General features: G+C 57.8%; 12 protein-coding genes and 4 pseudogenes. 6 read left to right on the forward strand and 10 right to left on the reverse strand.

Annotation, left to right across the window (positions count from 1 at the left end):
• The 7 genes from QD409_RS26965 to QD409_RS26995 form a co-directional block, all read right to left on the reverse strand.
• Positions 1–309, reverse strand: a 309-nt coding sequence (locus tag QD409_RS26965) for an electron transfer flavoprotein subunit beta/FixA family protein (protein ID WP_430764119.1), incomplete at its 3' end; no start/stop codon positions are given.
• Between the two features lie 365 nt (positions 310–674).
• The gene (locus tag QD409_RS26970) at positions 675–1,376 is read right to left on the reverse strand and encodes a GntR family transcriptional regulator (protein ID WP_427142534.1); all 702 of its coding nucleotides are present in this window, start codon (positions 1,374–1,376) and stop codon (positions 675–677) included.
• Between the two features lie 113 nt (positions 1,377–1,489).
• Positions 1,490–2,860, reverse strand: a complete 1,371-nt coding sequence (locus tag QD409_RS26975; RefSeq protein ID WP_430764120.1) for an FAD-binding oxidoreductase — start codon at positions 2,858–2,860, stop codon at positions 1,490–1,492.
• 83 nt (positions 2,861–2,943) lie between these two features.
• Positions 2,944–3,702 carry an amino acid ABC transporter ATP-binding protein gene (locus QD409_RS26980; protein WP_430764121.1) on the reverse strand — a complete coding sequence of 253 codons (759 nt, stop codon included), beginning with the start codon at positions 3,700–3,702 and terminating at the stop codon, positions 2,944–2,946.
• Entirely contained in the window at positions 3,699–4,424 is a 726-nt protein-coding gene (locus tag QD409_RS26985) for an amino acid ABC transporter permease (RefSeq protein ID WP_427142537.1), read from the reverse strand. Before QD409_RS26985 ends, QD409_RS26980 begins: the two co-directional genes overlap by 4 nt.
• A gap of 63 nt (positions 4,425–4,487) precedes the next feature.
• The gene (locus QD409_RS26990) at positions 4,488–5,369 is read right to left on the reverse strand and encodes a transporter substrate-binding domain-containing protein (protein ID WP_430764122.1); all 882 of its coding nucleotides are present in this window, start codon (positions 5,367–5,369) and stop codon (positions 4,488–4,490) included.
• 80 nt (positions 5,370–5,449) lie between these two features.
• A complete protein-coding gene (locus tag QD409_RS26995) occupies positions 5,450–6,361 on the reverse strand; it encodes a dihydrodipicolinate synthase family protein (RefSeq protein ID WP_427142539.1) in 912 nt (303 codons plus the stop codon).
• Positions 6,362–6,941: 580 nt separating this feature from the next.
• Here QD409_RS26995 and QD409_RS27000 point away from each other — a divergent pair.
• The 4 genes and pseudogenes from QD409_RS27000 to tnpC all read left to right on the forward strand — a co-directional run bounded on the left by QD409_RS27000 (position 6,942) and on the right by tnpC (position 11,215).
• Positions 6,942–8,459, forward strand: a complete 1,518-nt coding sequence (locus QD409_RS27000) for an aldehyde dehydrogenase family protein (protein ID WP_427142540.1) — start codon at positions 6,942–6,944, stop codon at positions 8,457–8,459.
• Positions 8,460–8,833: 374 nt separating this feature from the next.
• The gene (gene tnpA / locus QD409_RS27005) at positions 8,834–9,283 is read left to right on the forward strand and encodes an IS66-like element accessory protein TnpA (protein ID WP_430764123.1); all 450 of its coding nucleotides are present in this window, start codon (positions 8,834–8,836) and stop codon (positions 9,281–9,283) included.
• Complete coding sequence (tnpB, locus tag QD409_RS27010) at positions 9,280–9,636, forward strand: IS66 family insertion sequence element accessory protein TnpB (RefSeq protein WP_430764124.1); 357 nt, start codon at positions 9,280–9,282, stop codon at positions 9,634–9,636. The genes tnpA and tnpB overlap by 4 nt, the downstream gene beginning before the upstream one ends.
• A gap of 71 nt (positions 9,637–9,707) precedes the next feature.
• Positions 9,708–11,215 (forward strand): annotated as a pseudogene (gene tnpC, locus QD409_RS27015) (IS66 family transposase).
• On the opposite strand, the pseudogene QD409_RS27020 reads toward tnpC, so the two are convergent.
• Both QD409_RS27020 and QD409_RS27025 read right to left on the reverse strand, forming a co-directional pair.
• Positions 11,166–11,443: pseudogene (locus QD409_RS27020) on the reverse strand (transposase); the annotation flags it as partial. The pseudogenes tnpC and QD409_RS27020 sit on opposite strands and share 50 nt — an antisense overlap.
• Positions 11,444–11,450: 7 nt before the next feature.
• A pseudogene (locus tag QD409_RS27025) lies at positions 11,451–11,615 on the reverse strand (helix-turn-helix domain-containing protein); the annotation flags it as partial.
• Between the two features lie 164 nt (positions 11,616–11,779).
• On the opposite strand from QD409_RS27025, the pseudogene QD409_RS27030 reads away from it, so the two are divergent.
• Positions 11,780–12,884 (forward strand): annotated as a pseudogene (locus tag QD409_RS27030) (IS5 family transposase).
• The gene (locus QD409_RS27035; protein ID WP_430764125.1) at positions 12,881–13,225 is read left to right on the forward strand and encodes a hypothetical protein; all 345 of its coding nucleotides are present in this window, start codon (positions 12,881–12,883) and stop codon (positions 13,223–13,225) included. Before QD409_RS27030 ends, QD409_RS27035 begins: the two are co-directional and overlap by 4 nt.
• Positions 13,226–13,294: 69 nt before the next feature.
• Here the strand turns inward: QD409_RS27035 and QD409_RS27040 are convergent, their stop codons facing one another.
• Entirely contained in the window at positions 13,295–14,455 is a 1,161-nt protein-coding gene (locus QD409_RS27040) for an alpha-hydroxy acid oxidase (RefSeq protein ID WP_430764126.1), read from the reverse strand.
• Between the last annotated feature and the right edge of the window lie 261 nt (positions 14,456–14,716).

A 14,716-nucleotide genomic window follows, 5' to 3' on the forward strand; every position in this document is an offset into this window, starting at 1 on the left:
CCCCTTGAGGATCTTGGCGACGGCGAGCGGCTCGACGGCATCATCAGTCTCGACCAGGACGGCGCGATCCGCGCCCATGGCGAGCGCCGTGCGCAAGGTTTCTTCCGCCTTGGCCGGACCGACGGAGACGACCACAACTTCCGAGGCCTTGCCGGCCTCCCTGAGCCGCAGAGCCTCTTCAACGGATATCTCGTCAAACGGGTTCATCGACATCTTCACGCCGTTCAGGTCGACGCCCGAACCATCCGGCATAACTCGGACTTTCACGTTCGCATCGATGACGCGTTTCACTGAAACAAGAATTTTCATGGCTGGACTTTCCGGCGCAATTTTTGATGAACCTTCAATATATTCTGCAAAGTTGGCGTCAAGCGTTTTCTCGCGAATTCGTTTTAAAGATACGAAGAATCTGGGATGATGCTCTGCATAACGCGGAGAGCCCGCCGCACTCGCCCGCTGGAAAACCGCGCGAAAGAGTCTCTATCGAGCGCAGCTTGATATTGTCACTCTCGCTATCGCAGCCGGCTAGTCGAGGTGTGATGGTTCATGAGAACACGTTGAGGGGAAAATCGAAAGGACCTTTCGGCCCGCGCTACGCCTCCTTGGCAAGGGGGCCACCTCAAGTAATGTCAGCGCAAACGCTCGCAAGGCTCCGTGAAATGAGGCTTCCTTGTTTAAAGCATGCTGGCTCCGTCATTCCCGTCGTCGTCTGCAAACTGACCATGCACAAGCAGAAAATCGAGGCCGGACCGGATGTCTTTCGATATGGCCGCACCTGCCTTGGCCGCGTCGCGTGCCACGAGCGCGTCGACCGCTTCCTCGCAATAGGAAGTCGCCCGAGCGTCGCCGGGTGCGACGCTAAGATGTCTGAGGAATGGACCGCACTGGAGCCAAAGGAGTTCGATATGTGATCTCAAAGTCTCCGAGCTGCAGTATTTGTAAATTCCGAATTTTAGCTTCTGATTGAAATCCAAGTATTGCTCGAGATTGTTGTCATTCAGCGCCTTAATAAGACCGTCGCTTGAACGGCGAAGCTCCCGAAGACCATCACTATCGATACGCTCGCAGGCTTGGAGCGTCGCGTGACTCTCAAGAAGAGCCCGTAGCTCCATGACTTCCTTAAACCGCGTCCTGGTGGCTATCGGAATAGCATACGTGCCGTTAGACTTCTGAACCAATGCTCGCTCGGCTAGTAACCGACCCAAGGCAGCACGCGCAGGCATCTCGCTGGTTCCGAGTGCTTTACCGACCATTCTTCCGCTGAGCTTCTGACCAGGCTCGAACCCGCCCCGCATCAGCACGGTTCGGAGTTGCTCGTACACTTGGTCTTGCATCGACTGAAAATCGATCGGTTCTAGTGCAAGTCCTGACTTCATAGTGGTTCTCAATTCAGGCATCCATATTCGTATAAAAGCACCAACACTGAATGCTGGGTAGGTCAAGCCGGGTGAAACTACCCGCCCGGCCGACTCGGTGATCGCGGCCGTGCCTAAGGAAGTACTTTCCCCGGATTCATAATGTTGTTTGGGTCGAGTGCCCTCTTCAAGGTCCACATGGTTCCGATAGCATTTTTGTGCTCCCATTCCATATACCTGGTCTTGCCATATCCGATCCCATGCTCGCCGCTGCATGTGCCACCGAGAGCGAGCGTTCGTTCGATAAGCCGATCATGAATCTCCTCGGCTAATTCAAATTCAGAGTGAACCTCCGGGTCGATGACCATGCCAAGGTGGAAGTTTCCATCACCGACGTGGCCGATAACGCTCACAAAGAACGGCACGCGTTCCAGGTCTTCGCGTGTCAGCCGAATGATTTCAGAGAGTTTAGAGATCGGAACGCAGGAATCGGTACCGTACACGCGTGCGTTGGGGCGCATCGCGAGGAGAGCATAATGCGCCTCGTGCCTTGCGTGCCATAGCTTATTGCGCTCCTCGATGTCGGTCGAGGACTCCAATTTTGATCCACCGTGTGACGCGACCAGTTCGGAGATCTGAGCAATCTGATCATCGACCGACGCGGTTGAGCCGTGAAATTCGAAGAACAGCGTTGGCGCGACATTGAGCTCGAGCTTGGAAAAGCGATTGACCGCGACAATGGTCTGCTCATCAAGGAACTCCACTCGGGCAAGCGGAATGCCGAGCTGTACTGCTTCCGTGACCAAGGTGACCGCGTCTTCGACGGTTGGGAAGCTCGACACACCAGATGCAATAACTTCGGGAAGGCCATATAGCTTGATGGTGACTTCCGTGATCAATCCGAGCGTGCCTTCGCTGCCAACGAAGAGGCTCGTAAGGTCGTAGCCTGCGGCGGATTTCCGCGCACGAGAGCCGGTTCGAATGATCTCCCCACTCGGAAGCACCACCTCTAGGGCCAGCACATTCGCCTTCATGTTGCCGTATCTGACGGCATTGGTGCCGGATGCCCGCGTAGCCGCCATCCCACCGATCGTCGCATCCGCGCCGGGATCGACCGGGAAAAAAAGGCCCGTATCCCGGAGATAGGAATTCAATTGTTTACGTGTCACGCCGGGTTCGACCGTCGCGTCGAGATCCTCGGCGTTGACAGCAAGCACAGCATTCATTCGGCTGAGGTCGATGCATACCCCGCCCCGCAGCGCATTGACGTTGCCCTCCAGGGATGTGCCCGCTCCCCAGGGCACAACGGGAACGCCGGCTTCGTTGCAGATCTTCAGGACTGCGCTCACCTCCTTCGTCGAAACCGGGAAGCACACCGCTTCCGGAGGAGCCGACGGCAAGTGGCCCTCCCCGCGGGAGTGCTGCTCGATTATGGAAGGATTAACACTGATCCGGTCGCCAAGAATCGCGGCAAGCCTCTCTTTGATGTTTTCGGCGAGTTTCATGTCATTGGCTTTCAAGGGAGTGATGGCATCCAACGCTGCGATATGGGCAAAAGCGACGGCCACTTGTTCAAGGGTAGCGCGCCCTACCTGCGGGTAAGGCTGCGCAGGAAGCTTTCCTTGCGGGCACTAGTGGACACGTCGAAGAATTTCTCGGGAGGAGAATCCTCGATGATGACGCCGCCTTCCAGAAACACAATGCGGTCAGCCACTTCGCGCGCGAAGTTCATCTCGTGTGTCGCGATGATCATCGTCATTCCCTCGTTGCGGAGTTCGCGCATTACCGAGAGAACTTCGTGTACGAGCTCGGGGTCGAGCGCCGAGGTCGGCTCGTCGAAAAGCATGGCTTCAGGTTTCATGGCGAGCGACCGCGCGATTGCGACCCGCTGTTTCTGACCACCCGAAAGTTCGTCCGGGTAATAGTCATGCCTCTCGGCCAGCCCCACCCGCGTGAGAAGATCCATCGCCCGCTGTCGGGCGTCAGCCTTCGAGATCCCGAGCACTTGGACGGGTCCCTCCATGACGTTTTGCAACGCCGTCATGTGAGGAAACAGATTGAAGTCTTGGAACACCATTCCCAGACGGGCGCGGACCCTGGCGATGCGGGTCTGGCTGTGAGGCTTCASCCCTTCGGGAATCTCATCGTAATAAACCCTCTCGCCGTCGAGACGGATCTCACCGGCAGTCAGTGCTTCGAGATTGTTGACACAGCGAAGCAAGGTCGACTTGCCGCTACCGGAGGGGCCGACCAGGCAGACGACTTCCCCCTTGCGTATCGCAAGCGACACTCCGTTGACGACGGCCAAGGATCCATAGGATTTGTGGATATTGTTTAACAGGATCATCGGCTGGAACCCCTAGCTTCTATTGAATCGACCAGATTTGGCTTCGACGGGGCCGATCTCACACGGCGCTTTGTATGCATGCGTCGCTCCAGATATCGGACGAACAAGGCAGCAGGGAAACCAGCCACGAAATAGAGGATCCCGGTTACCGTATAGACCGTGAAATATTGATACGTGGAGGACGACACGAGGTTGCCGGTATAGAGCAACTCATTGACGGTCACGACGGACGCAAGGGCCGTGTCCTTGAAGAGCGCGATGAAGTAATTGCCTAGCGTGGGAGTCACAACCTTGAAAGCTTGAGGCAGAATAATTCTGATGAACGCCTTGGCCGGGGTCATGCCCAGGGCGGCCGCCGCATTACGCTGTCCGTCAGGAATGGATTTTATGCCACCGCGGTAGACCTCGCTGAGATATGCCGTGTAGTTCACCGTCAATGCCACAACCGCTGCGGCGAACGGATCAAGCTGAACGCCGGCAGCCGGAAGAACGTAGTACACGTAGAACAACTGCAAAATCAGAGGTGTGCCGCGAATAATCTCCACCAACGCTTCGAAGGGCAGGCGGACGAGCCAGAGGCGCGAGGTCCGAACGAGCGCCAGCGGAATGGCCAGAACGCCGGCCAGGACTATAACGATCAGCGTGAGCAAAATCGTATTTCCTAGCCCTTGCAACAGTACATATCCGTATGACCGGATCACGTCTAAGTTCAAGAGTTCCATCGTGTTCTTCGCCGATGGTCACCGGCCGATTTAGGATCGACCAGTGACGCAGTCGCTCCTTAATCAGTTCACTTGCAGCGGGAAGTAGAAGAGATTGCGATCCGAAAGCCCATTCCTGCGAAGGACCTCTGACATGGCGCCCGAAGCTCTGGCTTCCGCCAAAGCCTGATTGAAGGCGGCACGGAAGCTGCAATCCTCCTTGCGGAAACCAAAGCGGGCATAACCGTAGCCGTTCTTCAAAAGATCGTCCGGGATCGGGAAGCTCGCGAGGGATTCGACGTTCGCGTCGGGATTGGCCTTCTTAAACTCGGCGGCCAGGAGATCGTACTCAACGACTACGTCGACCTTGTCCTGCTGGATRGCAGCGAACTCTTCCGCATAGCTTTGGAAGCGCGTGGCTTCGATACCGACCTTTTTCAGGTATTCGTCAGTACCGGTACCAAGAAGAACCCCGACGCGAACGGTCGCAAGATCTTCGAAGCTCTTCACGTTCTTTGGGTTCCCCGCTTGGACAACGACAGCGGGGCCATACCACCAAACCGGACCACTGAAAGCGATAGTCTTCGAACGTTCGGGGGTTACGTGTAGGTCGGTTACGACCATATCGATACGGTTAGAAAGCATCGACGGAATGAGCGAGTTGAACGCGCCCGCYTCATAGGTGATCTTTGTGATACCCATGTGCTTGAGGACTTCTGCGTGTAGCTCCACGTCGATTCCTACGGCCTTGCCCGACGCCGGGTCGATACCGGACCAGGGCATAGCCGCAGCCACGCCAAGCTTCACACCGTTCTCGATCGCGTTTTCATAAGACTCGTCAGTACAAGCTGGGTAGTCTGCTGGTACTTCATAGTACGGTTCCGCTGCCACAGCGTGAAATCCTATGCCGACACTCATGATGATTGCGGCGCAGGTCGCACTCAAATAACTTGCAGTTCGGTTCATTTCATTCTCTCCAGTTGGTTTCGGTTCCCCGTGCGCCTCCTTCACCGGTGGCGAACGCTTTATTGCGAGGATCTGCCGGACTAAGCAGTCAGTCCCCGTTCGTATGCGAGCAGATCTGCCAACTGCGTGCGCATCTCTTCAACGAGCGCCGTGCTAGGCGCCCTATTTGGCAGGCGGACGGGGCCAGCCTCAAAGCCCGCAAGGGTCTGAGCAGCCTTCATCGGGCCCGGATTGGGCTCCGCGTAAACGCTGAGAAGGAAGTTCCGGATACGTCCGATCTGCCCCTGCGCAGTCTTAAGATCGCCTGCCCGTGCGGTGTCGAAGATCTGAACCCACGTACGCGGTAGAACGTTCGTAGAGGCCAGCACGCCTCCAACGGCACCAAGCGCGATCTGGGCTGCGAATAAGTGCTCATCCCCGGACATTACCGCGATGTGCTCCCCGACCAACTCGACGACCCTGGTGAAGGTGGTCTGGTCTGGGTTCGATGCCTTCATTGCGAAGACAGAACCGTCCGCCACGATGTCGCATACGGTCTCCGGTTCGAGTGAAACGAGAGTAAGATAAGGGATCTCGTAAAGCATCACGGCTTGGCCAACGCCGTCGGCAACTGCCTTGTAGTAGTCCCGAATGCCAGCTTGGCTGGGGGCCGTACCGAAGGGGGTGATGACCATCAGTCCGTTTGCCCCCGCCTCCAAGCAAGCGCGACCGAGTGCCAGAGTGTCGGGCAATCCAGGAGTGATAACGCCCGCAAGCACCGGCACCCTTCCGCCGACAGCCTCAACTGTCACTCCAACAACTTCAACACGTTCAGCAAAGGACAAGGCAGCTCCTTCGCCTGTCCCGCCAATTGCAACGATCCCAGCGATACCGGCTTGCAACTGAGTTTCGATCTGCTCCGAAATGGCGCGTGTGTTCAATCTTCCGTCGGGGGTCAGGGGCGTTGTGGTGGCCGTGTATAGGCCGTACGTCGTGAGCTTGGTCAGCGCCATGTGACTCGTCTCCATCCTAAAAGATCTGATTTCTCCTCCTCGCAATCGGGCGTTCCGTCGCGATGGGGTGATTTGTGACGGCAATTTTCAGAGAATGTCAATCGTGCGATCTACGATCTGCGATCGCGCTTTTTAGTTTGGTCACATAGTTTATGGAGCGAGCTCTTTGATTTCGCGAAAAAAACCGTCCACGCGCACCGTTTGAAAAAACGTATTGAATGTTGAATATTTTTGACATAGCGTTGCGTTCGTTGGGTGGCCGCTTCACACAACAATCGGGGACGCGGCAGCGAACAATTTCATTGAGGACGGTGGGATCGACGTACTTCGAAGGATGAGCGTCGGAGGGCTAAGTCGTGCCCTTTCCCCGGTTGCGAAAAGGCGCGCGGCAAATGGGATCGAAAGCATTTCGCGATGCCTTGCTCTCCGGCTGAAAGATCCTATCACCACGAGCCACCGGCCTACACACCTCGAGCGCTCCAGCATCGCCCCGATCTCTGGATCCGACCACAAGATTTGGAACCAGCAACCAGACTTTCTAGCTGCCCGAGTACCGGGTGTGCGCCGACAAGGAGAAGACATGCCAATCCACCAAGAGTTCGACCGCCTTTCAGGCACGTTGTTTGTCGACGGACGCTATTTGAAGAGCGCCGCAACCAATAGAATCTCGGTCATCGACCCGGCCACTGAAGATCGCATTGCTGAAATCGCGGATGCCACGGACGACGAACTCGAGAATGTGATCGACATCGCAAACTCCGCGAGGAAGGCGTGGTTGGCCATAGATTCACGCACTCGCTCTACGGCCCTTCACGAAGTCGCGGCAAAGATCCGTCGCGATAAGGCTGTATATGGCTATTTCATGACCCGTGAGGAAGGTAAGCCGTTCAAGGAAGCCGTCGACGAAACATCGTGGTGCGCTACCGCGATCGACTACTATGCCGAACTTGGGCGCAACGAGAGCGGCAGAATCGCTGGATCGACTGTTCCGGGCCAGTTCCACTTCTCGATCAAGGAACCGTTGGGAACTGTCGTTATCATTCTTCCCTTCAACTTCCCGCTTGTCCTCCTTTGCTGGGAACTGGCGGCCGCACTCGCTGCAGGCAATTCCGTCATCATCAAGCCGCATGAGCAGACAAGCATTACTACTCTAAAATTCATGGAAGTGTTCAGCGAACTGCCCAAGGGTCTGGTGCAAGTCGTTACCGGCGGCCCGCGTGTCGCTCAACACCTCGTCCGAAGCAAAAAGACCCATTGCATCGCGTACACTGGCTCTGTGCCGATCGCGCAGGAAATTCTGAGGGTTTGCGCCGAAACCTTCAAACCMGCTCTGATTGAGGCATCCGGCAACGACCCCTTCATCGTCATGCCTTCCGCTCCTTTAGATATCGCTGTGCGGGCGGCTGCCTTCGCTGCTTACCTCAACTGCGGCCAAGTTTGTACATCGGCAGAACGATTCTACGTTCATGACAGCATTCACGACGAGTTCGTCGAACGACTGGTCGCTGAAACGAAAAAGCTTCGCATTGGCAACGGCCTCGAAAATGTTGACATCGGCCCAATGGCGACGCACCGCCAGCGAGACCGCTTCGAGTCGCTTCTCGCGCGCGCGCGTCATGAAGGCGCAATTTTCGCCACCGGTGGCGGACGCCCCAATGGACTCAATCACGGCTGGTTCATCGAGCCTGCAGTCCTGACGAATGTGGATCCAAAGTCAGAAATCCTCAACGGAGAATCTTTCGGTCCCGTCGCGCCCATCTGTCGCGTGAAAGATTTCGATGAAGCACTTGAACTCGCGAACCGTTCCGARTTCGGTCTTGGGTCTAACCTCTACTCCCGCGATATGGGCGAGATGATGCGAGCGGTCAACGAGATTGAAGCAGGTATGGTCTGGATCAATGCGCCGATCCTTGACAACGACGCGCTCCCCTTTGGCGGACGTAAGCTGTCAGGTATCGGCCGGCAGCTCGGCCCAGAAGGCCTAGCGCAGTTCCAGTCCTCGAAGTACGTGGTGATGGATCCAGAGGCCGCCCCGCAGGACTTCTGGTGGTTCCCCTACCCAGATGCGGAGAGTTTCGAACGGGCGAAATCCGAGTGAAATCGAAAGGTMGGCCGCATCACTGCGGCCGACCACAGGAATGCCCGAAACGCCTTCAAAACTCGCGGAGAAGGCCCCACTGATAGGGTCAAATCACGATTGTCGCGAAGCCAGACGCGACGAGGTCCGGGCGACGTTTGTCACAGTATGTGCGCTTTTGATAAACGAGAGCGGCTTGCCAACTTCGACTAAGCTTGCATGAAGCATGACGGCCCGTTCGTATGCAGCGTCGTCGAGCATATGACTGGAGCACGTCGGGTTTAATCCGGTTCATATCCGGCTGTCCTGAAGCAGTTTAGTAAGCGGTGTCTTGGACCCACCTTCCGGATTAGAGCATGATTGACGATGTTGGCCCCGAACGAGGGCTTGGACATATGTCAGTTTCACAGCTTACGCTTACATCGAGCGATGAAGAGCCGGTTCGGCGGTTCGAGGTTTTCACGGGCAGCGGCCGTCGGCGCGAGTGGAGCGACGAGCGCAAGGCTGAGATCGTCGCCGAGAGTTATGAGCCGGGCGTGACGGTCTGCGCCGTGGCTCGGCGTCATGGATTGACCCCGCAGCAATTGTTCACCTGGCGTCGTCTCGCCCGCAAGCCGCTCGAAGCTGTGCCGGTCGTCGAGGCCGTTCCGATGTTTGCGCCAGCGGTTCTTGACGTACCTACGAAGCCTGAAGCGAAAGAGCCGGAACCGGCGCGTGCCCCGAGAAAGAAGTCGAGCAGCGGCGCAATCGAATTGGAGATCGGCGGAGCGATCGTGAGGATCGCATCCGGCGCGGACGCTGCTACGATTGCCGCCGTCATTCAGGCCGTGAAAGCACAGTCGTGATCGGGCCTTCGGGAGCGGTAAAKGTCATGGTCGCCACCCGGCCTGTCGACTTCCGCAAAGGCGCGGAGGGCTTGGCGGCGCTGGTCAAGGCCGAGATGGGTGCCGACCCGTTCTCCGGCACGATCTACGTATTCCGGGCCAAGCGCGCGGACCGGATCAAGCTGGTCTTCTGGGATGGCAGCGGCGTATGCCTGGTGTCCAAGAGGCTTGAGGATGGTGAGTTCCATTGGCCCAAAATGCAGGACGGCGCAATGCGCCTGACCGCCGCCCAGTTCTCGGCCTTGTTCGAGGGGCTGGACTGGAAGCGCGTTCATGCGCCGATCGAGGCGCGTGTCCCGCAGACGGCCGGATAGCCGCCGCGACCTATTGAATCAGCCGCGTCAACACCCTCGTCCTCGGCGTCGAAGTATGCTGTTGTCCTGCCATGACGATGACGGCCGACGAGCTTCCCGACGACCTGAACGCGCTCAAGGCCATGGTGCTTTCGCGCGAGCTCGAGAACGCCCGACTGCGACAGATCATCAAGGAATTGCAGCGCCACCGCTTCGGCCGTCGCGCTGAGACGCTTCCAGAAGATCAGCTTCTCCTTGGGCTCGAAGAGGCCGAACAGGTCGAGGCGGACGGTCTGGAAGATAAGGAGCAGGCATCGAGCGATCTGCGCCGGGAACGGGTTGCCAAGCGGCGGACAAACCGTGGTGCCCTTCCTGCCCATCTGCCGCGCATCGATGTCGTCATCGACATCGAAAGCCATGACTGCCCCTGCTGTGGCAAAGGCCTGCATCGGATCGGCGAAGACGTCAGCGAGAAGCTCGACATCGTGCCAGCCCAGTTCCGCGTTCTGGTAACGCGTCGTCCCAAATATGCATGCCGGGCCTTGCTCCCGCGCGGTTGATCGAAGGTGGCATTCCGACTGAAGCGACCGTCGCCCAGGTGCTGGTCTCCAAATACGCCGATCACCTGCCGCTCTACAGACAGGCGCAAATCTACAAGCGCCAGGGTATAGACCTCGACCGCTCGACACTTGCCGACTGGGTCGGCCGCGCCGCGTGGCATCTACGCCCGGTTCATCAAAGGTTGCTCGAACAACTCAAGACCTCGTCCAAGCTCTTCGCCGACGAGACGACCGCCCCGGTGCTCGATCCGGGTCGGGGAAGGACGAAGACCGGGCAGCTATGGGCATACGCTCGCGATGACCGACCATGGCAGGGGGCCGATCCGCCCGGCGTTGTCTATGTCTATGCGCCTGATCGCAAGAGCGAACGGCCGATGGCGCATCTCAATGGCTTCGTCGGCCTCCTGCAGGTGGACGGATACGTGGGCTATCGAGCGCTTGCCGCCGGCAACAGCGTGTCTCTGGCATTCTGCTGGAGCCACGTGCGACGGCGATTTTATGAGTTGTCGGCCGCCGGTCCTGCGCCCATCGCCAGCGAAGCGCTCAGGCGTATCGCCGAGCTCTACAAGATCGAGGACGATATCCGTGGCAGGACACACAAGGAACGCCGTGCCGTCCGTCAGGACAAGAGCCGCCCGATCGTTGACGACCTCGCGCCCTGGCTGACCGAGCAGCTCGCCCTTATCAGCCAGAAGACCAAGCTCGCCGAAGCCATCCGCTACACGCTCTCACGCTGGGACGGGCTCACCCGCTTCATCGATGACGGCCGCATCGAGATCGACTCCAATACTGTTGAGCGGTCCATCAGGCCGATCGCCCTCAATAGGAAGAACGCGTTGTTCGCCGGCTCTGACGCCGGAGCCGAACATTGGGCGACCATCGCTTCGCTCATTGAAACGGCCAAGCTAAACGGCATCGAGCCGATGGCCTACCTGACGGACGTCATCACGAGGGTCGTCAACGGCCATCCAAATAGCCGGATCGATGACCTTATGCCCTGGGCCTATGCCGAGAAGCCCATCGCAAAGGCCGTGGCCTAAGAACACCGCTTACGCAGTTTACGCATTCGGCCGGCGTAAAGAGTTCGATGATGGAACTGGCGGCTTTCCAGAGAGCGGGGATGGTTTGTTCGGCCCTTGACCGCATCAATGCCTTGAGCTTTGCGCATGCGTTTTCGATGGGGTTAAAGTTGGGACTGTAAGGCGGCAGGTAGAGCAGCCTGCGCCTGTCGCTTCCGTGGCGTCGCGCACACCGGCGGCCTTAGCCGCGCCGTCACCCTTGGGGCCGCGGTGTCAGTTCGCTGATCTTCGCCCGTGCGATCCAGCGGATCGCGCTCGATACCCCGACGCCGAAACGGGCCGCCGCCTGCCGGGCCGATGCCCCGTCATCCGCAGGTTTCAAGACACGTAACCGTACACCCCTGCTCAGCGCTCTGGCCATCACCAACATCCGTCAAAGCGGATGTTGAATCAGAAACCAGCCGGCACGTCACATCACAATCGATTCATCGATACCCGGACGCGCTCTAGCAGGCTGTTGAAAAAGAAGCTGGCCTGGAGGCTTTCGCCGTGATTCACTCGCTTCGTCGAGTTTTGGAGTGATGCATGCGCGGCGGCGATGTGAGGACGGGTGAACTCTTCAGCTATGTCGATCTGGAGGATCGAGTTCGTCGTGATCATCCGCTGCGGGCAATCCGGCAGATCGTGAACGACGCTCTGGTTTTCTTGGAACGGGAGTTTGCAGCGCTCTATTCGCCGATCGGGCGGCCATCGATTGCGCCTGAGAAGCTTCTGCGCGCCATGCTTTTGCAAGCCTTCTATTCGATCCGCTCGGAGCGGCTTTTGATGGAGCGGCTGGAATACGACCTTCTGTTCCGCTGGTTCGTCGGCATTGGCATTGACGATCCAGCTTGGGACCATTCGGTGTTTTCGAAGAACCGCGACCGGTTGCTGGAAGGCGACATCGCCGCGAAGTTCCTCAGTGCGATCCTTTCGCAGCCCAAGGTAAAGCGGTTGCTGTCTACAGACCACTTCTCTGTCGATGGCACGCTGATCGAAGCCTGGGCGTCGATCAAGAGCTTCAAGCCGAAGGACGGCCCAAAGGGGCGATCATGGCGAACCACCTTCGAATGCAGGTGGTCGGAATGTCGAAGCAGACTTTCATGGCGAAAAGCGTTCCAACGAGATGCATGCTTCAACGACCGACCCAGACGCAAGACTTTATAAGAAGGGCAAAGGCAAGGAGGCCAAGCTGTGCTTCATGGGGCATGGGCTGATGGAAAATCGCCAAGGGCTGCTGGTCGATGCCTATCTGACTGAGGCCAGCGGATATGCTGAACGGGCAGCGGCGCTGCACATCATCGAACCTTTCGCTGATCGGACACAAGCGATCACGCTGGGTGCCGACAAGGCCTATGACACAAAGGACTTCGTCCAAGATTTGCGGTCGATGAAGGTGACGCCCCATGTGGCGCAGAATATTAATGGTCGCCGCTCGGCCATCGACGGTCGCACGACGCGCCATTCCGGCTATGGGGTCAGCTTGCGCATCCGTAAGCGCATCGAGGAGGCGTTCGGCTGGATCGAGACCGTCGCGGGGCAGGACAAGACGAAGTTCCGTGGCCGCGACCGCGTCGGATGGGCCTTCACCTTCGCGGCCGCCGCTTACAATCTGGTACGGCTACCGAAGCTGATAGCGATGCTGTCATGAGCGCGGCCAGAAACTGCCGCCTGATCGGCCGCTGGCGGATCGTCGAGGCCGATCTGTGGGGTCGGGATTATCTCGACCTGGTCGCGCCCGCCACAATCACCATCAGGGCCAACGGTCATGGCGAAATCGCCTTCGGTGCGATGCAAGCGGGCCTCGAACTCGGCTACAGCACGTCCATGGTCTCCTTCACATGGGCAGGATGCGACGAAATGGACGAAGTCTCGGGTGACGKACCTGCCGAATTGCTCGACGAGAGTACGATCGAGATCACTTTAGCCTATCACAATGGCGACGAGGCTATCCTAAAGACCAAACGGGAGACTTCTTCAATAGCCTGCTAGGGCGATCGCACGGCTATTGCTGTTAAAATTTTTCTCCGTAACAACGCGGATGGGTTTGGGCATGCTCAATCAGGAACGATGCAACAGGTGCTCGCCTATCTCAGCCAGCGATCGGCAGCCACTGAGGTCCATCGTCATGGCAAGTTCGTCTGATAGAATTTTCATCATCTGCACGGCGCCCTCCTCTCCCGCGGCGGCGGTGCCGTAGAGCATGCTTCGACCAACAAGGACCGCCTTCGCGCCAGAGGCGATGAGCTTGAAAACATCACTTCCTCGTCGAACCGAGCTGTCTGCGAGTACCGTAACTTCGTGACCCACCTCGTCGGCAATTTCGCGGAGCACGGCAATTGGTGACACTGCGCTGTCGAACATACGACCACCGTGGTTGGAGACAACGATGCCGTCCGCGCCAGCGTCCTTTGCCTGCAGCGCATCTTCGGTGCGAAGGACGCCCTTCACGACCAAGTTGCCCTTCCAACGAGCCCGCACCTCTCGTACGTGCTCCCAGCTCATGTCTGGCATCAAATCGAGAGACGGCCCTCCCCCTCGCTTAAGAAGACTTTTTCGGTATTCAACAGGATAATTCGCGAAGTTGGGCATCCCACTAGTCAACAGATATCGAATCAATACGCGAACGGCCCAACCTGGATGGTTTGCCACATCCCATACATTCCTAGACGAGAACCGGAACGGGATATCAAATCCGTTTCGGCGGTTAAATTCACGCTTGGGCATCACTGCTGTGTCAGCAGTYAGGACGAGGGTGCGCGCTCCCTTAGCCCAAGCTCTGTCCATAAGGTCGTACGACGCCTGTGCTTTATTCCATAAGTAGAGCTGAAACCAAACGGGCGCGGGAGTAGCGTCTGCGATCTCCTCCACGGATGAGATCGCCTCCGTTGCAGCACAATAGGGAATGCCAAATCTCGCAGCCGCTTTGGCGAGTTCCAATTCGCCCTGGTATCGTACCAAGCCCGCAAAGGCGGTCGGAGTGACGACGAGTGGTGACGCGTATTCGGTGCCGAAAAGCGTGATATTGGTAGAGCGCGGTGTTGCGTTCCCCTTCAGCACATGCGGTCGGATTTTGACCTCATCGAAAGCGGTACGGTTCGAGGCCAACGCCGTCTCGTCTTCCGCGCCCCTGTCGATGTATTCGAATATCCCTTTCGGAAGCTGGCGCTTAGCTATCGCGCGCGCCTCAGAGAAGTTCTGAAAATCCAATGAATGAGCCAAACTCGAAGTCCTATTGTGTAAATTGAAGAGTGTTCGCCCCAGTCACCCCTCCCGCCAGCTCAGTGTAAGCTGGAAGACTATCAACGCGCCGCTGCATCATACCATCCCAAGCCATATGGCGGATTTCGTAGTCGAACTTTCCGCTTAGCCAACTCCTGGATAAGATCGCTCTCGACCCCGTAGAACGTCCGTCCGGCTTCGTCATTCCAAAGGGCGCCAAATCACCCCAGGTCACGAAGATTTGCCTTTTCGCGTCTCGTG

Origin of the sequence: Rhizobium sp. BR 315 (assembly GCF_050577975.1) — a bacterium.
Classification (GTDB): Bacteria; Pseudomonadota; Alphaproteobacteria; order Rhizobiales; family Rhizobiaceae; genus Rhizobium; species Rhizobium miluonense.